Origin of the sequence: Neomegalonema perideroedes DSM 15528 (assembly GCF_000374145.1) — a bacterium.
GTDB classification, from domain to species: Bacteria; Pseudomonadota; Alphaproteobacteria; order Rhodobacterales; family Rhodobacteraceae; genus Neomegalonema; species Neomegalonema perideroedes.
In genome coordinates, this window is record NZ_KB893653.1 from 149,539 (window position 1) to 165,932 (window position 16,394).

15 protein-coding genes are annotated in these 16,394 nt (G+C 68.1%); 6 read left to right on the top strand and 9 right to left on the bottom strand.

From position 1 onward, the window contains the following. Positions 1–17 precede the first annotated feature (17 nt). Positions 18–2,621, bottom strand: coding sequence for a leucine--tRNA ligase (leuS, locus tag B161_RS0100665; protein WP_018631416.1), 2,604 nt, complete (start codon positions 2,619–2,621; stop codon positions 18–20). A gap of 304 nt (positions 2,622–2,925) precedes the next feature. Between leuS and B161_RS0100670 the strand changes: the two genes are divergently transcribed. Next, on the top strand, positions 2,926–3,765 hold the full coding sequence (locus B161_RS0100670; RefSeq protein WP_018631417.1) for a S49 family peptidase: 840 nt from the start codon (positions 2,926–2,928) through the stop codon (positions 3,763–3,765). A 6-nt stretch (positions 3,766–3,771) separates the two neighbouring features. Here B161_RS0100670 and B161_RS0100675 read toward each other — a convergent pair whose 3' ends face one another. The 5 genes from B161_RS0100675 to rph form a co-directional block, all read right to left on the bottom strand. Next, positions 3,772–4,407 carry a LysE family translocator gene (locus B161_RS0100675; RefSeq protein WP_018631418.1) on the bottom strand — a complete coding sequence of 212 codons (636 nt, stop codon included), beginning with the start codon at positions 4,405–4,407 and terminating at the stop codon, positions 3,772–3,774. A gap of 80 nt (positions 4,408–4,487) precedes the next feature. After that, a complete protein-coding gene (locus B161_RS16100; protein ID WP_018631419.1) occupies positions 4,488–5,591 on the bottom strand; it encodes an enoyl-CoA hydratase/isomerase family protein in 1,104 nt (367 codons plus the stop codon). A 33-nt stretch (positions 5,592–5,624) separates the two neighbouring features. Then, a complete protein-coding gene (locus tag B161_RS0100685; RefSeq protein ID WP_018631420.1) occupies positions 5,625–6,005 on the bottom strand; it encodes a RidA family protein in 381 nt (126 codons plus the stop codon). Positions 6,006–6,013: 8 nt separating this feature from the next. Beyond that, entirely contained in the window at positions 6,014–6,622 is a 609-nt protein-coding gene (rdgB, locus tag B161_RS0100690; RefSeq protein WP_018631421.1) for an RdgB/HAM1 family non-canonical purine NTP pyrophosphatase, read from the bottom strand. Further along, the gene (gene rph, locus B161_RS0100695; RefSeq protein WP_018631422.1) at positions 6,622–7,341 is read right to left on the bottom strand and encodes a ribonuclease PH; all 720 of its coding nucleotides are present in this window, start codon (positions 7,339–7,341) and stop codon (positions 6,622–6,624) included. Before rph ends, rdgB begins: the two co-directional genes overlap by 1 nt. A 274-nt stretch (positions 7,342–7,615) precedes the next feature. Here rph and B161_RS0100700 point away from each other — a divergent pair, with 274 nt between their 5' ends. Continuing rightward, on the top strand, positions 7,616–8,203 hold the full coding sequence (locus B161_RS0100700) for a hypothetical protein (protein ID WP_018631423.1): 588 nt from the start codon (positions 7,616–7,618) through the stop codon (positions 8,201–8,203). Between the two features lie 144 nt (positions 8,204–8,347). After that, positions 8,348–9,019, top strand: a complete 672-nt coding sequence (locus B161_RS0100705) for an invasion associated locus B family protein (protein ID WP_018631424.1) — start codon at positions 8,348–8,350, stop codon at positions 9,017–9,019. 83 nt (positions 9,020–9,102) lie between these two features. Here B161_RS0100705 and B161_RS0100710 read toward each other — a convergent pair whose 3' ends face one another. The 3 genes from B161_RS0100710 to B161_RS0100720 form a co-directional block, all read right to left on the bottom strand. After that, positions 9,103–9,675, bottom strand: coding sequence for a cob(I)yrinic acid a,c-diamide adenosyltransferase (locus B161_RS0100710; protein ID WP_018631425.1), 573 nt, complete (start codon positions 9,673–9,675; stop codon positions 9,103–9,105). A gap of 2 nt (positions 9,676–9,677) precedes the next feature. Further along, positions 9,678–9,887 carry an HIG1 domain-containing protein gene (locus B161_RS0100715; RefSeq protein ID WP_018631426.1) on the bottom strand — a complete coding sequence of 70 codons (210 nt, stop codon included), beginning with the start codon at positions 9,885–9,887 and terminating at the stop codon, positions 9,678–9,680. A gap of 127 nt (positions 9,888–10,014) precedes the next feature. Further along, on the bottom strand, positions 10,015–10,872 hold the full coding sequence (locus B161_RS0100720; RefSeq protein WP_018631427.1) for an SDR family NAD(P)-dependent oxidoreductase: 858 nt from the start codon (positions 10,870–10,872) through the stop codon (positions 10,015–10,017). A gap of 97 nt (positions 10,873–10,969) precedes the next feature. Between B161_RS0100720 and B161_RS16105 the strand changes: the two genes are divergently transcribed. From B161_RS16105 to B161_RS0100735, 3 genes are all read left to right on the top strand, one after another. Further along, positions 10,970–11,953, top strand: a complete 984-nt coding sequence (locus B161_RS16105) for a LysR family transcriptional regulator (RefSeq protein WP_018631428.1) — start codon at positions 10,970–10,972, stop codon at positions 11,951–11,953. A 4-nt stretch (positions 11,954–11,957) separates the two neighbouring features. After that, the gene (gene recO / locus B161_RS0100730; protein ID WP_018631429.1) at positions 11,958–12,683 is read left to right on the top strand and encodes a DNA repair protein RecO; all 726 of its coding nucleotides are present in this window, start codon (positions 11,958–11,960) and stop codon (positions 12,681–12,683) included. A 268-nt stretch (positions 12,684–12,951) separates the two neighbouring features. After that, entirely contained in the window at positions 12,952–16,374 is a 3,423-nt protein-coding gene (locus B161_RS0100735; protein WP_020607766.1) for a hypothetical protein, read from the top strand. Positions 16,375–16,394 lie beyond the last annotated feature (20 nt).

Consider the following 16,394-nt stretch of genomic DNA (forward strand, 5'->3'; position numbering starts at 1 on the left):
ATTTTCCGGATTGCGCTCTAGACCACGAGGTTGAGGATCTTGCCGGGCACATAGATCACCTTTCGGAAGGGCTTTCCTTCGATGGCGCGGGCCACGCCCTCATCCGCGAGGGCGGCGGCTTCGGCTTCGGCCTGCGCGGCGTCGGGGGCGAGGCGGATCTCGCCGCGCCGCTTGCCGTTGACCTGAACGCCGATCACCACCGCCGCGTCGGTGAGCAAGGCCGGATCGGCCTCCGGCCAAGGCGTGCGGGCGAGCATCTCCTGATGGCCCAGAGATTCCCAAAGCTCTTCGGCGAAATGGGGCGTCACGGGGTTCATCAGCTTGGCCAGAACCTCCAGAGCCTCGCGGCGGGCGGCGGGATGGGCGCTCCGGCCGGCGGCTATGGCGTTGACCAATTCGTAGAACCGCGCCAGAGCCCGGTTGAAGCGGAATTCGGCGATGTCCTCGGTGGCGCCCGCCGCGACCTTATGGGCCGTGCGGCGCAGCTCCATGCTCGGCTCGTCGAGACCCTCGGGGATGGGCGCTCCGGCGGGCGGCAGATCGGGGATCGCCTCCTGAGCCAGACGCCAAACCCGCTGCAAATGCCGCGAAGCGCCTTCGGCGCCCGCGTCGGTCCATTCCACGTCGCGCTCCGGGGGCGAATCCGACAGCACGAACCAGCGCGCGACGTCCGCCCCGAAGCGCGCGACGATCTCCATGGGATCGACCACGTTCTTCTTGGATTTGGACATCTTGATCACCGGGCCGATCTTGGCCGGGGCGCCCGTGGCTTTGACCTTCGCGCCTTGATTCGCGCCTTGGGGGGAAAGCTCCACCTCTTCGGGGAAGAGATAGCGGCCCGCCTCGTCCTGATAGGTGGCGTGGGTCACCATGCCCTGCGTGAAGAGCGCCTTGAAAGGCTCGCGGGCCTCGGGCGGCAGCCAGCCCACTTGGATCATCGCCCGGGCGAAGAAGCGCGAATAAAGCAGATGCAAGATCGCATGCTCCACGCCGCCGATATATTGATCCACCGGCATCCAGGCGGCCACGGCCTCGCGGTCGAGGGGCTCCTTGGCGTGGGGCGAGCAGAAGCGGGCGTAATACCAGCTTGAGTCGACGAAGGTGTCCATGGTGTCCGTCTCGCGCCGCGCCGGAGCGCCGCATTTCGGGCAATCCACGAATTTCCACGTCGGATGGCGATCCAGAGGATTGCCCGGCTTGCTGAAATCGGCGTCCTCAGGCAGCCGGATCGGCAATTCCGCCTTCGAGGCCGGGACCACGCCGCAATCCTCGCAATGGATCACCGGAATCGGGCAGCCCCAATAGCGTTGGCGCGACACGCCCCAATTCCTCAGACGATAACGCACTTTGCGCTCGCCCCGGCCCTCAGCCTCCATGCGGTCGTTGACGACGGCCTTGGCCTGCTCGATCTCCATGCCGTCGAGGAAGCGCGAATTCACCAGACGCCCCGGCCCGGTGTAAGCCTCGTCGCCGATGGGAGCTTCGGGCGGGGTTCCCTCGGGCGCCACGACCCGCGTCACCGGAAGGCCGTATTTGCGGGCGAAATCAAGGTCGCGCTGATCATGGGCCGGGCAAGCGAAGATCGCGCCGGTTCCGTAATTCATCAGCACGAAATTCGCCACATAGACCGGCAGGAGCCAATCGGGATCCAGAGGATGGACCGCCTTCAGCCCGGTGTCGTAGCCGAGCTTCTCGGCGGTCTCGATCTCCTCCTCGGCGGCGCCGCCCTTGCGGCATTCCGCGATGAAGGCTTGCAGCTCCGGGGAATCCTTCGCCAATTCCGCCGCCAGAGGATGATCCGCGCTGATCGCGCAGAAGCTCGCGCCGAAGAGGGTGTCCGGGCGGGTGGTGTAGATCTCCAGCTCGCGGGCTTGCGTGCGCGGATCGGGCTTGAGCGCGAAGCGCGCCTGAAGCCCCTCGGAGCGCCCGATCCAGTTCTTCTGCATCAGCCGGACCTTCTCCGGCCAGTTCGGGAGTTCGTCCAGCCCCGCCAAGAGATCCTCGGCCATGTCCGAGATCTTGAAGAACCATTGAATCAGTTCTTTCTTCTCGACCTCGGCGCCCGAGCGCCATCCGCGCCCGTCCACCACCTGCTCATTGGCGAGCACGGTGTTGTCGATGGGATCCCAGTTCACCACCGAGCCCTTGCGCTCCAGCAGCCCCGCTTTGAGCATGTCGATGAAAAGCGCCTGCTGCGCGCCGTAATATTCCGGATCGGAGGTCGCGAATTCGCGCGTCCAGTCCAGCGCGAAGCCCAGAGGCTTCATCTGCTCGCGCATGTCGGCGATGTTCTGGCGCGTCCAGACCGCCGGATGGATCCCGCGCTCGATGGCGGCGTTTTCGGCGGGCAGGCCGAAGGAATCCCAGCCCATGGGATGCAGCACGTCATAGCCCTGAGCCCGCGCCACCCGCGCCACGAGATCGCCCATCGAGTAATTGCGCACATGGCCGATGTGGATGCGCCCCGAGGGATAAGGGAACATCTCCAAGACGTAGCGCTTCTTCGCGCCGGGCTTGAAGGGCGCCTTGAAGACCTCCGATTCCTCCCAAAGCTTGCGCCATTTCGGCTCCGCCTGACGGGGATCGTAACGGTGAGGCTCGGAAGCGGTTTCGGCGGTCATGGCGAAGGACTCTCATCTTCAAGGCTGGCGCGGGGGAAAAATCCCCCGCCTTGCTTGTAGAGCCTCCCCCGAGCATTTTCCAGCGAAGCCGAAGGGCTTCGCGTCGTGAAAATGCGACCACGAAACAAGAGCATTTTCCAGCGAAGCCGAAAGGCTTCGCGTCGTGAAAATGCGGCCGGATCAAAAGCTCTTGCGCGGCGGGAAGGCTCAAAACCGCGTCAGAAACGGGAGGCTCCGCCAAGGGGGCGATTGCGGGGGCGCGGCGCGGCGCCTATCTGCTGATCTTCAGGATCAGGAGCCTCATATGTCCCTCGCGGAAAGATTCCAGCGTTTCAAAAAGCGCATCCTCTCGCCCGGCCCCTTGGTTCCGGTGATCCGGCTGCAAGGCGCCATCGCGGCGAATTCCGGCGGGATCGGCTCCGGCCCGACGCTGAATCATGCAAGCCTCGCCCCGGCCATAGAGCGCGCCTTCTCCGGCAAGCCCGCCGCCGTGGCTCTGGCGATCAATTCGCCGGGCGGCTCGCCGACGCAAAGCGCCCTCATCGCCGAGGACGTCCGCCGCCGCGCCGACGAGAAGGGGATCAAGGTCTTCGCCTTCTGCGAGGATGTGGCGGCTTCGGGCGGCTATATGCTGGCGGTCTCGGCCGACGAGATTTGGGCCGACCGCTATTCGCTGATCGGCTCCATTGGAGCGATCATGGCGGGTTTCGGCTTTCCCGAGGCTCTGGAGAAGCTCGGCGTCGAGCGCCGCGTCTATCGGGCGGGCGAGAATAAAGACCTCATGGATCCCTTCCGCCCCGCCCGTCCCGAAGACCGCGAGCGGGCGGAGCGTCTGCTCTCCGACATTCATTCCGGCTTCATCGGCTGGGTGAAGGCGCGGCGGGCGGGCCGCCTCGACGAGCAGACGCCCAATCTCTTCGAGGGCGAGGTCTGGACTTCTCCGGACGCGCTGCGCATCGGGCTGATCGACGGCATCGGCCATATGGCGCCGGTTCTGCGCGAGAAGCTCGGGGCGGAGCCGCGCTTGCGGCTGGCGAATCCGACGCGTCGGGGCTTCCTCGGGCGGCGGCTCGGGGTGGAGCTGGCGGAAGGGGCGCTGGGCGCTTTAGAGACCCGCGCGGAGTTCGGGCGCTTCGGGCGCTGAAGCCTTTTAAGGCGCGCCGCGCCGCCAGCCTGCGGCCAGAACTCCGGCGCCGATCAGCAGAGAGCCGCCGATCCGGTTCGCCGCCAGCTGGACTCCCGGCTTGCGGATGGAGCCGCGCGCCTTCGCGGCCGCCAAGGCGTAAAGCAGGGCGTTCAGAGTCGCCAGACAGAGGAAGGTCGCCTCGAAGATGAGCAGCTGCGGCCAGAGCGGCGCGGCGGGGTTGAGGAACTGCGGCAGGAAAGCCATGAAGAACAACAGGCTTTTCGGATTCAGCGCCGTCACCAGATAAAGATGCGCGAAGATCTTCAGAGAAGATTCCTGCGCGGCCTCCCGCTCCGCGACCGCCTCGCCCCCCGAGACCGGCGCCCGCCAGAGCTTCACGCCCAGATAGATCAGATAGGCCGCGCCGATCCATTTCAGCGCCGTGAAGAGCCCCGCCGAGGCGGCCAGCAAGGCCCCGAGCCCGAGCATGGAGGCCGTCATGGCGGTGAAGTCGCCTAAGGCGACTCCCGCCACCGAAGCCTTCGCCGCCTTGCGGCCATGGCCGAGCGCATAAGAGACCACCAGCAGAATCGTCGGGCCGGGAATGGCCAGCATGACCGCGGAGGCGGCCGCGAAGGCCAACCATTGCTCTAAAGGCATCTCGCTTCTCCCTTATGTCAGAAGGGAGAAGCGATCCATGATTCCGCAGGGGATGCAAGAGGCGGTCTCGCCTCCTCGCCTTAGCCCAGAACTTCAGGCCATGAGGCGGTCGGATCCGCCCAGTCGAGCGGCAACTCCTTGCCCGGCCCCAGAGGCTCCGCCAGAGCCGCCGCCATCTGCGCCGTCGCCCCCGCGAGGGTCGGAGGCTCCCATTTCGGCGATTTATCCTTGTCGATCAGCAGAGCCCGCACGCCTTCGAGGAAGGTCTGACCCTCCAGCATGCGCCAGGTCAGGCGGAATTCGCGGCGCATGGCGGCGTCGAAATCGAGCCCCGCCCCCTCGCGCATCTGCTGGAGCGTCACGCGCAGACTCAGCGGCGCGGCGCGCTCCATGGCGGCGAGGGCCTCTTTCGCCCAATCCTGCGGCGAAGCGCTCAGGCGCTTCAGAATCTCCTCGACGGAATCCCCGGCGAAGATCTCGTCGACCTCATGGCGGCGCTCCACCACCGGAGCCGGAGTCTCCGGGGGCTGATGGAAGGATTCGAGGATCTTCTCCACCGCCTCCTCTTCGCCCTCGGAGTAATCGGCCTGAGCCAGCGCCGTCTCCAGAGCCTCCAGCCGCTCCGAACGCACGGTGTGCGTGGCCAGTCCGAGGCCCAGCATGTCCTCCCAGCCGATGCGGGCGCCGGTCAGGCCGAGATAGGCCCCCGCCTCGCCCGGCAGGCGCGGCAGAACATAGGTCGCGCCGACGTCGGGATAAAAGCCGATCCCGGTTTCGGGCATGGCGAAGAGGACTTTCTCCGTCGCCACCCGATAGCGGCCATGAGCCGAAATCCCGAAGCCGCCGCCCATGGTCACGCCGTCGAGGAAGGCGATATAGGGCTTGGAGAAGCGGAAGATCCGCCAGTTCATGCGGTATTCCGTGGCGAAGAAGCGCATGGCCTCCTCGACCCGGCCTTCCCGGCGCAGCTCGGCCACCGCCCGCACGTCGCCGCCCGCGCAGAAGGCCCGGCCGCCCGCGCTTTTGATCACGACGGCCTTGACCTCCTCGTCCCGGCTCCAGCGGCCGAGCGCGTCGCCGACGATCTCGCACATGCCGGGACTCAGGGCGTTGAGCCTCTGCGGCGCGTCGAGGATCAGCAGGCCCAGCGGGCCGCGGCGCTCCACACGGACTTCGGCGCTCATGGTCTTCCTCCCCCTTTGTTTTCGCTCCGGACGTCAGCCTTTAAAGGCCGTCACCTCGATCTCGACCTTCATCTCCGGTTTGATCAGCCCGGCGACGACCATGGTCGCGGCGGGACGGATCTCGCTGAAGACCGCGCCCAGCTCGGGCGTGATCTCGGCGACATAGGCCGCATCCGTGACGATGTAGGTCGCGCGGACCACATGCCCGAAGCCGAATCCGGCCTCGGCCAGCGCCTTGCCGATCACCGCGAGGGCGTTGCGCGCCTGTTCGGCGGCGCTCTCAGGCATGACGCCGTTCGCATAGCCGGTGGTGCCCGAGACGAAGGCCCAATCGCCCTGAACCACGGCGCGGGAATAGCCGAGCTGGGATTCGAAAGGCGATCCGGAGGAGATGAGACGACGCGTAGAGGCCATGATGGGCTTCAATCCTCGAAACAGGCTGCGACAAGCTGACGAAAAGCGCGGGCGCGATGGCTGGAGGCGTGTTTGCGCTCCGGCTCCATCTCGCCATAGGTCTCGGCTTCCCCCTCGGGGAGGAACATCGGATCATAGCCGAATCCGCGCGTCCCGCGCGGCGGCCAGAGGAGATCGCCCTCGACGATCCCCTCGAAGATCGCCTCCTCGCCGTCCGGCCAGACCAGAGCGAGGGCGCAATGAAAGGCGCCCTTTCGGGGCTCGGGGGCCTGTTTGGCCTCAAGCTCGGACCAGACCCGCTTCATGGCGAAGCCGAAATCCTTGTCCGGCCCCGCCCAGCGGGCGGAGTAGATCCCCGGCGCTCCGTCGAGCGCCGCGACCGAAAGCCCCGAATCATCGGCCAGAGCCGGAAGCCCCGAAGCCTCGGCGGCGGCCTTGGCCTTGAGCCGGGCGTTGCCGATGAAGCTGGTTTCGGTCTCCTCAGGCTCGGGCAGGCCGAGTTCGCCCGCCGAAACCGCCTCCACGCCGTAAGGCGCGAGCAAAGCGGCGATCTCGCGGAGCTTGCCCGCGTTATGGCTCGCCACGACCAGCTTGCCGCCGCTCCAGCGCCGCGCCATCAGGAGACTCCCAGAGCTTGCTTCTGCAGATCGACCAATTCGCCGATTCCCTTGCGGGCCAGCCGCAGCATCTCCTGAAACTGCTCCTCGGAGAAAGCTTCGCCCTCGGCGCTGGCTTGGGCCTCGACGAGGGCGCCCTCGCCGGTCAGCACGAAATTGCCGTCGGCGCCGGCGACCGAATCCTCGGCGTAATCGAGATCCAGCACCGTCCGCCCGGCGTAGACGCCGCAGGAGACCGCCGCCACATGGGTCCGGATCGGCCAGAGCGCCAGAGTCCCGGCCTTCTTCAGCTTGGCGCAGGCCCGCCAGAGCGCCACGAAGCCGCCGGTGATCGCCGCCGTGCGGGTGCCGCCGTCGGCCTGAAGCACGTCGCAGTCCACGACGATCTGCTTTTCGCCCAAGGCGTGGAGATCCACCCCGGCCCGCAAAGCGCGGCCGATCAGGCGTTGAATCTCCTGAGAGCGGCCCGTCTGGCCGCCATGTTTGGCCTCGCGGCGGGTGCGGCTGTTGGTGGCGCGGGGGAGCATGCCGTATTCGGCGGTGACCCAGCCCTTGCCCGAGCCCTTCAGCCATGGCGGCGCGCGCTCTTCGAAGGTCGCGGTGCAGAGGACTTGAGTCCGTCCGAAGCTCACGAGGCAGGAGCCTTCGGCGTGCAGGCTCACGTCGGGCTTGAGGGTCACGTCGCGGAGCTGGTCGAGGGCGCGGCCGGAGGGGCGCATGGGAGATCCTTATCTGATTTCTCCATCCCCTAGCCGTTTTCGCCCGGCGCCGTCCAGAGCCGCCGCGTCCTGAGAAGGCGCCCAAAGCCGGAAAGCTGGGGAAAGCCGTTTCTCGTATATGGCTAACATCGTGTTTTCACGAGAATTTTAGCGATTACGTGGCTTGGCCTGAGCCCCGCGCCAAGCTTTTATAAAGCCCGAAGACCTAGAGTTTCGTCGAAAGCGGCCGACCGGCTTCGGGTCAGGCGGCCGCCGGATTGGGGGAAAACGCGACATGGGCCATGGTCCCGACGCCTCGTCAGAGGCGCAAGACGCAGGCGCGCGGGTGTTCGACTGCATGCTCCGCGAGGCCGACGACCTTCTTGAAGAGGCGCAGGCCGAATGGTTCCTCGCCGCCGATCATCCCGAAGCGGCCCGCGAAGGGCTGCGCGCCATGGGATTCCTCGCGGCGGTGGGCGTCTGGCTGGCCGCCATGCGCAGCGAGCCCGCCGCCAGATCCCGGCCCGGACTCTCGCCCATCCTGCCGCCGCCGCGCCCCAAGGAGGAGGCCGAAGAGCCCGCGCTCGAGCGTCTTAAAGGCGTCGGCGCGCGGGCGGCGCGGCTTTATGAGCGCGCGGCGCGGCTCGACGGGCTGCTCAGCGGCCGCGAGGAGGCCGCCGCGGTTCGGACTCCGGAGCCCATGACCGCCCGTCCGGCGCGGCTTTCGCCGCCCAAGCGGGGAATCCGGACGCAGGCCGGAGCGGAAACCCGCCCTGCCGCCGGACGCGCCGCCGCGGCGGAGGCCGGTCCGGACGCCAGTCCGGACGCCCGGGGACGCCTGATCTGGCTCTCGGAGGCGCTGGCCGCCGAAGCCTGGGGCTGATTCCCGCCCGAATCGCCTCCGCGGAGGATCTTCTCTCCATAAGAACGCCCGGAGGACCACGCCCTTCTGTTGCGTTGCTTACAGCGTCGCGCTATCCAATCCCCCGTGAAATTCCTGCGGGGACCGGGAATTCGGGGGGATGGCATGACGGAGTTGTTTAAGGTGAACGCATCTCTACGGATTCTGACGGCGGCTTCGGCGGCCGCCCTCTGGGGCGCGACGGCTTTCGCGCAAACGCCGGGCGTGACCTATGATCCGCCCAGCGCCGCGCCTTTCGCGACGACGGCCCCGACGACCTCGACCGCGCCCATCGCGATTTCTCCGGCGCCCATGGCCGCGCCCGGAGTCGGCACGGCCGCCGCCGCCAGCGCCGTCTCCGGAGGCGGCGAATTGAGCCTTCGCGCGAATCACGGCGATTGGGAGGTGCTTTGCGACGCGGCGAACGCCTGCCTCATGACCCAGATCCACCGCAATGAAGAAGGCTCGCCGGACGTCATCTTCAAGGTCTCCAAGCCCCGCGCGACCAGCCCCACCACCGGCCAGCCGCTGCCCGCCTTCGCCGAGATCTTCGTGCCGCTGGGCGTCTTCCTGCCGGAAGGGCTCGGGCTGCGCATCGACCAGAACGAGCCCATCGTCGCGCCCTTCTACTCCTGCGTTCCGCTGGGCTGCTCGGTGCGGGCGCCGCTGACCGATCAGATCATCGACACGCTCAAGCGCGGCGCCACCGTCACGGTGATCGTGGCGATCAATCCGCGCAACACCATCGAGATTCCGCTCTCGCTGCGCGGCTTCACCGCCGCCGTCGGCGCCATCTGAGCCGAGCGGCCTTCAAGCCCGACCTGAAAAAACCCCGGCGCCGCAAGACGCCGGGGTTTTGATTCGCCTGAAGGCTCCGGAGTTCAGCGCGTGCCGCCCGGAACCCACAGCACGTCGCCCGCGCCGTTTTGATTCGCCGCGCGGGAGGCCACGAAGAGCCAGTCCGAAAGCCGGTTGAGATAGGTGATCGCGGCGGGGTTCACGTCTTCGCGCGCGGCGAGCTCCGTGGCGCGGCGCTCGGCGCGGCGGGCCATGGTCCGGCCGAGGTGCAGATAGGCCGCCAAAGCCGATCCGCCGGGCAGAACGAAGCTGCGCAAAGGCGCGAGCGCCTTGTTCATGGCGTCGATCTCCCGCTCCAGACGCTCGGTCTGGGAGGGAATCATGCGCAGAGGCGCATATTTCTCCTCGGAGTCCTTCTCCATGTTCGGCCGCGAGAGATCCGCCCCGAGGTCGAAAAGCTCGTTCTGAATGCGTCCGAGCGCGGCGTCCATTTCGCCTTCAGCATGGAGCCGCGCCAGCCCGAGCGCCGAATTGGCCTCGTCGACGCAGCCATAGGCCTCGACGCGCAGGTCGTGCTTGGGCCGCCGCGAGCCGTCGCTGAGCGCGGTTTCGCCCTTGTCTCCGGTGCGGGTGTAGATGCGGTTCAGAACCACCATCTTCAGCGTCCTCCTCTCAGCAGGGCGTAGAGAATCAGGAAGGCGATCACCGCCCCGAACTGAAGCCCGACGCGCCAGCGCATCAGCCGGTTCGAGGCCCGGGCGCGCTCGATGTCGCCTTTGCCCGCGCCCACGCCGAGGATTCCCTTGATCAACACGAAGAGCGTGGCCAGCGCCAAAGCCGGGGCCACGACGATCATCACAGCCTGCATGGGCTTTCCCTCCCCAGAGCGTTTTTCAGCGAAGCCGGAGGGCTTCGCGTCGCGAAAATGCGACCAAACAGAAACTTGAACTTGGAGCGTTTGAACGATCCGGCGGGATCGGAAAACGCTCCAAGGATCACGCCTTCGCCAAAACGGCGTCGAAGGCCTTTTGCGGCAAGAGCCTCTTCATGACCGCCGCCGCCTTCGTCGGGAAGGTGACGCGATAGCGCGCCCTGGGCTCGCGCGCCTCCAGAGCCCGCAAGAGGATTTCGGCCACCGCCTCGGGGCCGAGCTCCCAGCGGTCCTTCTCCCCTTCGCCGCGCAGACGAGGCTCGACTTGCTTCGCGTAAAGCTCGCGCCAAAAGGAGTCCGGCGTCAAGGGTTTGATCCAGCGGGCGTATTGCAGAGCGGCGTTCGCCCGGAAAGGCGTCGCGATGGGGCCGGGCTCGATCAGAATCGCCTTGATCGGGCTTCCGCGCAATTCGAGCCGCAGAGTGTCCGTCAGCCCTTCGAGGGCGAATTTCGTGGAGTTATAGGCGCCGCGCGCCCGCGCCGCCGCGAATCCCAGCACCGAAGAGCATTGCACGATCCGCCCCGCCCCCCGGCCCTCGTCTTGGGCGCGCATGGTCTTCAGCGCCAGCCGCGCGAGCTGATGCGGCCCGAAGAGATTGGCGGCGAAGATCGCCTCCAGAGCCTCGCGGGGGAGATCCTCGACCATGCCGGGAATGGCGTAGGCCCCGTTGTTGAAGAGCGCGTCCAACCGCCCGCCGAGAAGCTCCAGAGCCTCGCGATGACCCGCTTCGACGCTGGCGGAATCCTCATAATCGATGCGGACCGAAGCATAGCCTTCGGCCTGTTTGCGCGCGACGTCCTCGGGCTTGCGGCAGGCGGCGACCACGCGCCATCCCCGATTCCGGAGCGCGGCCGCGCTCGCGGCGCCGATCCCCGAGGAGCAGCCGGTGATCAGAATGGTCTTTTGAGCCTTCGGAGACATGGCTTCTCGCGGATCTGCGGCCTTCGGGCGCTCCGGAGGGGCTTTCCCCTCGCGCGCCGAGATCGTAGACTGTTCCTCCATCAGGGAAAAGAGGCGGATGGACAATCTCCAGACCATGCGCGCCTTCGCCGCCGTCGTGGAGGCCGGGTCCTTCACCGCAGCGGCGGAGCAGTTGCGCCTGACTAAAGGCGTCGTCAGCAAGCAGGTCAGCCAGCTTGAGGGCAGATTAGGCGTGCGGTTGCTCAACCGCACCACCCGCTCGGTGAGCCTCACCGAGTTCGGGCAGGCCTATTATGAGCGCGTCGCGCGCATCCTGACCGACATCGAGGATCTGGAATCCGCCGCTCAGGAGCGCCAGACCGAGCCGCGCGGACGCCTGCGTCTGACCGCGCCGCAGGTCTTCGGCGACATGTTCGTGGCGCCGGTGGTGCGGCGCTATCTGGAGCTTTACCCCGAGACCACCGTGGAATTGATCCTCGCGGACCGCTTCGTCTCGCTGGTCGAGGAGGGCTTCGACCTCGCGGTGCGCATCGCCGAGCCTCCCGACTCCAGCCTGATCGCCCGCAAGATTCGTCCGGTGCGTCATGTGACCTGCGCTTCTCCGGCCTATCTGGGCCGTCGCGGGACGCCCCATCATCCCCGCGATCTGCGCGATCATGATTGCGTCATCGACCTCAACGGGCGCACGCCCCGCACCTGGCGTTACCGCGCCAACGGCGAGCCTCTGACGGTCAACGTCAACGGGCGGGCGGCGGTCAACAGCGCGGCCTCGGCGCGGGGCATGGCTCTGGAGGGGCTGGGCGTGGCGCTGATCCCGGATTTCGTCATCGCGGCGGATCTGGCGGCGGGAACCCTCGTCGAGCTTTTCGCCGAGAACCACGCCTATGATTCCGCCGTCTATACGATTTATCCCCATGCGCGGCATCTGGCGCCCAAAGTCCGGCGCTTCATCGATCTGCTCAATGAAAGGCTGAAGGACTCGCCCGACTGGATCGCGCGGCCTTTCTGTCCTTCTCCCGTCGCGCCGGAGCTTCAGCCGCCCGCGCCTGCGGCGGCGCCTCTTCAGGTCAAGGCGGGCTGAAGCCGTGGAATGGCGCGACGCGGGAATCGCGCTCGGGCTCGCGCGCCATGGCGAGGGCCATGCTCTGCTCGACGTCCTCACCGCCGGACATGGCCGCTGGCGCGGCTATCTCCATGGCGGCGGAAGCCGGAAACGCGCCTCGCTTCAGCCGGGCGATCTGCTGGACCTCGTCTGGCGGGCGCGGCTGGAGGACCAGCTTGGGAGCTTCCGCGCCGAATCCCTCGCGAGCCCCGCCGCCCGCGCCCTCGACGACGGCGAGGCTCTGGCCATGCTGAGCGCCCTTTGCGCGCTCTGTCTGCGGCATCTGCCCGAACGCGAGCCCGCGCCGGGAATCCACGCCGGAGCCTTGGAGCTTCTCGCCGCCCTGCCCGATCCGCCGCGCCGCCGCGCCGCCTACGCCCATTGGGAGCTGCGGCTTCTGGCCGAAATCGGCTTCGGACTGGACTTCACGCGCTGCGCCCTCGGGGGGCCGGCGACGGATCTCGGCTGGGTCTCGCCGCGCAGCGGACGCGCCGCCGACCGCGCTCTGGGCGCGCCTTGGGCGGAGAAGCTTTTGCCTCTGCCTGTCTTTTTGCGGGACGGCCTGCCGGAGGCTTCTCCGGCCGAATTGCGCGACGCCCTGCGTCTGACGGGCCATTTCCTCGGACTCTGGGCGGGACGTCAGGGAGCGGGCGACCCCTTGCCTCCGGCCCGTCTGCGGCTGGCGGCGCGGGCCGAACGCGCCGCCTGAGCCCTCCTGACGCAACTTCCGGATATGGATCGCGCCCTCATTCTCGCGCACGAGGCGAGAAAAGCTTTTAAGGCTTCGGCTTTTCCCTCATTCCTGCTTCTGTTATGTTTCGAAACGCGTCAAGATGAACGGCGGCGGTCGGAGGATCGCCCGCCCTTCCTGCGGGGCGCGAGGAATCCGGCGCGGCGCGTTCAGGCGCGCGGCGGGATTTCAGGGGGCGGCGGCTGGAGCGCGCCGCGAAGGTTTGGTTAAGGGCTGGAGCCGCGCAATGTCCCAATTGGTCGCCACTCTCTTCTGGATTCTGCTTGTGATCCTCGGCGCAGGCATCTTGGGCTGGCTCTTAAGCCGGTTCTGGAGCCGCGAGGGCTTCCGCTGCGGCGCAGGCGCCCATAACGGCGGCCATCACGGCGACGGGGGATCCGGCCATTCGGCCCATGCTCATGACGTCGAGATCGACGCCCATGGGAATCCGGTCCGCCTCGGCGACGACGCGCGTTACGGCCTGCTTCTGGCCGAGCGCGACGCTCTGGCTCAGGAGCGCGACGCCCTGCGGCTGAAGGCCGAGGAAGGCGACGCCTTGCGCGCCCGCTTCTTGGGCGGCGCGGATTTCGACGGCTCCGCAAGCGTGGAGGGCGAGCCCTCCGGCGAGCTTCTGGCCGCCCGCGCCCGCATCGCCGAGCTTGAGGGCGAAGCGACGGATCTGGTCCTCTGGCGCACCCGCGCCGAAGAGGGCCGGGTCAACGCCGAATCCGCCTACGCCGAGCTGGAGAAGCTCCGCGCCGAACTCTCCGCCGCCGAAGAGGCCGCGAAGGACGGCGCCGAAGACCTGCGGTCCAGCGCCGATTCGGAGGCTTGGGGCCTGCGTCAGGATCTGGAGGAGGCCCGCGCCCGCATCGCCGAGCTTGAAAACGCCTCCGAAGTCGAGGAGGCCGCGCGCCTTCTGAGCCCCGAAGCCAGCGCCAGCCTCGCCCGGGGCGAGGAGAGCCTGCTCGCCGATCTGGCGGCGGCCCGCGCCCGCATCGTGGATCTGGAGGACCGGCTCGCCGGAGAGGCCCGCGAGGTCGTGCGCTACGTCTGGCGCGAAGGCGACGAAGAAGCCGACGCCGGGACCGGTGTCGGGGCCTCTGCGGAGCGCGCGACGCCCGCCGCCTTCGCCTCGCTGCGCGCCGAGCTTGAAGAAGCCCGCGCCCGCCTCTCGCGCATCTCCGAGGACGGCGAAGAGCCTTCGGGCTCGGGCGTTCTGGGCTTCGCGGCCTCGGGCGCGGCGGGTTCCGATCTTGAGGCCCTGCGCGCCGAACTCTTCGCGACCCGCAACCGCCTCGCCGACGCGGAGGCCGCCCTCAACGCGGCGCAGGCCGAAGCCCTGCCCGCCGAAAGCGAGCTGACCGCCGCCCGCGCCCGGCTCGTCGAGCTGGAGGCCGAGGCTCAGGCCGCCAAGGAGAAGGCCGCCGCCCTCGAAGGCGAGGTCAAGACGCTGGTCGAGACCAATCAGGCCGACGAGGAAGGCGCCCTTCAGGCGAAGACCGAGCTTGATCGTCTGCGCCGCGAGCTTGAGGCGGCTTTGGGCCGGGTGGACGAGGTCGAAGCCCGCGAGGCCCGGGAAGTCGAGGGCTGGCGGGTCAAATTCGCCGATCTGGAAGGGGGATCCTCCGAGGCGAAGATCGAATCCGAAGCCGAATTCCGCCGCCTGCATGGCGAATTGGCCTCTCTGACCGGAGCCAAGCGCGCCGCCGACGAAGAGATCGGCCAGCTCCGTCTGCGCCTCGCCGAGGCCGAGCAGGCCGGGACTCAGGCCGCCGAAGCCTCGCGCGTCAAGCTGGTCGAGCTTGAAGCGGGCTCCGCCGATTCCTCCGCGCTGCTCGACTCCCTGCGCGCCGAGCTGGAGGCCGCCCGGCTGAAGCTGCGCGACCTCGACGCCCAAGGCGCCGAGGAGAAAGCCGCTTGGGAGCTCAAATTCGCCGATCTTCAGACCGGCTCCTCCGAGGCCGCGACCGAATCCGAAGCCGAATTCCGTCGCCTGCATGGCGAATTGGCCTCTCTGACCGGGGCCAAGCGCGCCGCCGACGAAGAGATCGGCCAGCTCCGCCTGCGCCTCGCCGAGGCCGAGCAGGCCGGGACTCAGGCCGCCGAAGCCTCGCGCGTCAAGCTGGTCGAGCTTGAAGCGGGCTCCGCCGATTCCTCCGCGCTGCTCGATTCCCTGCGCGCCGAGCTGGAGGCCGCCCGGCTGAAGCTGCGCGATCTCGACGCCCAAGGCGCCGAGGAGAAAGCCGCTTGGGAGTTGAAGCTCTCCGGCGCCCAAAGCGAGACCGAGGCCGAATTGGCGCGTCTGCGCGGCGAACTGACGGCGGCTCAAGGCCGCATCGGCGAGCTGGAGGGCGGGGCCTCCGAAGAGGCGACGCTCTGGAAGACCAAATTCGCCGATCTGGAAAGCGGCTCCTCCGAGGCGAAGACCGAATCCGAAGCCGAATTCCGCCGCCTGCATGGCGAACTCGCCTCTCTGACCGGGGCCAAGCGCGCCGTCGACGAGGAGCTCGGCCGGCTCCGCCTGCGCCTCGCCGAGGCCGAGGCTGCGGCCGCCGCCTCCGTCGCGGAGCCCGCCGCTGAAAGCGAATCCGACGCCCTGCGCATCCGCATCGCGCGTCTGGAGGCGGGGGCCTCCTCATCCTCCTCCGAAATCGAATTGCTGCAATCTCAGCTGCGTTCGGCGCGCGGCCGCGTCTCCGAGCTGGAGGCGAGCGCCTCAAACGGCGGAGCGGCGGGCGGCGCTCTGGGCTTCGCCTCGCTCAATTCCGAGACCTCCGCCGAACTCGACGCCCTGCGTCTGGATCTGCGCAAGGCTCATGACCGCATCGCCGAGCTGAAAGCCCAAGGCGAAGGCGGAACGGAGATCCGCACCGAAATCCGCGAGGTGATCCGCTACGTCGAGCGCCCCGCCGCCGAAGCCGCCGAGGCCGAGGAGGAGGCCCATCCCTTCACCGACGAAGAGCGCGAAGCTCAGGAGCTGATCCGCTCCGGCGCCCGCGACTTCTCGCGCCCGACGCTGCTGCTCTCCGCGCCCCGCGCGGGCGAGGCGCCGGACGATCTGAAGCTCATCCGCGGCGTCGGGCCGAAGCTCGAAGGCCTGCTCCATGAGAACGGGATCTATTACTTCGAGCAGCTCGCCGCCTTCACCCCCCGCGACATCGCGTGGATCGACGGCCAGCTCGAAGAATTCCCCGGCCGCATCCTCCGCGACCGCTGGGTGCCTCAGGCCCGCGAATTCGCACGGCTTAAGGGCGTCGCGAGCTCCGGCGCGGCCTCCGCCGCCCCGAAGAAATCCATCTTCGCGGAGGTGGGCGAGACGCCCGCCGCGCCCAAGCCCGCGCCCAAGACCGTCTCGGCGGAGCTGACCCAAGTCGAGGCCGAGGCCCTGCGCCTGATCGACAGCGGCGAAAATTTCGAAGGGCTCGAAGGCTTCGCAGGCGCTCTGCCCTCCGCGAACCGCGGCGAGCCGGACGATCTCAAGCGCATCCGGGGCGTGGCCTATAAGCTGGAGGAGCAGCTCCACGAATTGGGGATCTATTACTTCGACCAGATCGCCGAGATGTCGCCCGCCGAAGCCGCTTGGCTCGACTGGCGTCTGGGCCTGCGGGGCCGGGTGATCCGCTATCGCTGGATCGCTCAGGCGCAGGTCTTCGCCGCCGAGGACTGAGCCTTCCCGAGCCGAATTTC

What these genes read in the sequence shown, in the direction of transcription:
- leuS (WP_018631416.1), bottom strand. Translation starts at nt 2,621, where the DNA reads ATGACCGCCGAAACCGCTTCCGAGCCTCACCGTTACGATCCCCGTCAG.
- B161_RS0100670 (WP_018631417.1), top strand. Translation starts at nt 2,926, where the DNA reads ATGTCCCTCGCGGAAAGATTCCAGCGTTTCAAAAAGCGCATCCTCTCG.
- B161_RS0100675 (WP_018631418.1), bottom strand. Translation starts at nt 4,407, where the DNA reads ATGCCTTTAGAGCAATGGTTGGCCTTCGCGGCCGCCTCCGCGGTCATG.
- B161_RS16100 (WP_018631419.1), bottom strand. Translation starts at nt 5,591, where the DNA reads ATGAGCGCCGAAGTCCGTGTGGAGCGCCGCGGCCCGCTGGGCCTGCTG.
- B161_RS0100685 (WP_018631420.1), bottom strand. Translation starts at nt 6,005, where the DNA reads ATGGCCTCTACGCGTCGTCTCATCTCCTCCGGATCGCCTTTCGAATCC.
- rdgB (WP_018631421.1), bottom strand. Translation starts at nt 6,622, where the DNA reads ATGGCGCGGCGCTGGAGCGGCGGCAAGCTGGTCGTGGCGAGCCATAAC.
- rph (WP_018631422.1), bottom strand. Translation starts at nt 7,341, where the DNA reads ATGCGCCCCTCCGGCCGCGCCCTCGACCAGCTCCGCGACGTGACCCTC.
- B161_RS0100700 (WP_018631423.1), top strand. Translation starts at nt 7,616, where the DNA reads ATGGGCCATGGTCCCGACGCCTCGTCAGAGGCGCAAGACGCAGGCGCG.
- B161_RS0100705 (WP_018631424.1), top strand. Translation starts at nt 8,348, where the DNA reads ATGACGGAGTTGTTTAAGGTGAACGCATCTCTACGGATTCTGACGGCG.
- B161_RS0100710 (WP_018631425.1), bottom strand. Translation starts at nt 9,675, where the DNA reads ATGGTGGTTCTGAACCGCATCTACACCCGCACCGGAGACAAGGGCGAA.
- B161_RS0100715 (WP_018631426.1), bottom strand. Translation starts at nt 9,887, where the DNA reads ATGCAGGCTGTGATGATCGTCGTGGCCCCGGCTTTGGCGCTGGCCACG.
- B161_RS0100720 (WP_018631427.1), bottom strand. Translation starts at nt 10,872, where the DNA reads ATGTCTCCGAAGGCTCAAAAGACCATTCTGATCACCGGCTGCTCCTCG.
- B161_RS16105 (WP_018631428.1), top strand. Translation starts at nt 10,970, where the DNA reads ATGGACAATCTCCAGACCATGCGCGCCTTCGCCGCCGTCGTGGAGGCC.
- B161_RS0100735 (WP_020607766.1), top strand. Translation starts at nt 12,952, where the DNA reads ATGTCCCAATTGGTCGCCACTCTCTTCTGGATTCTGCTTGTGATCCTC.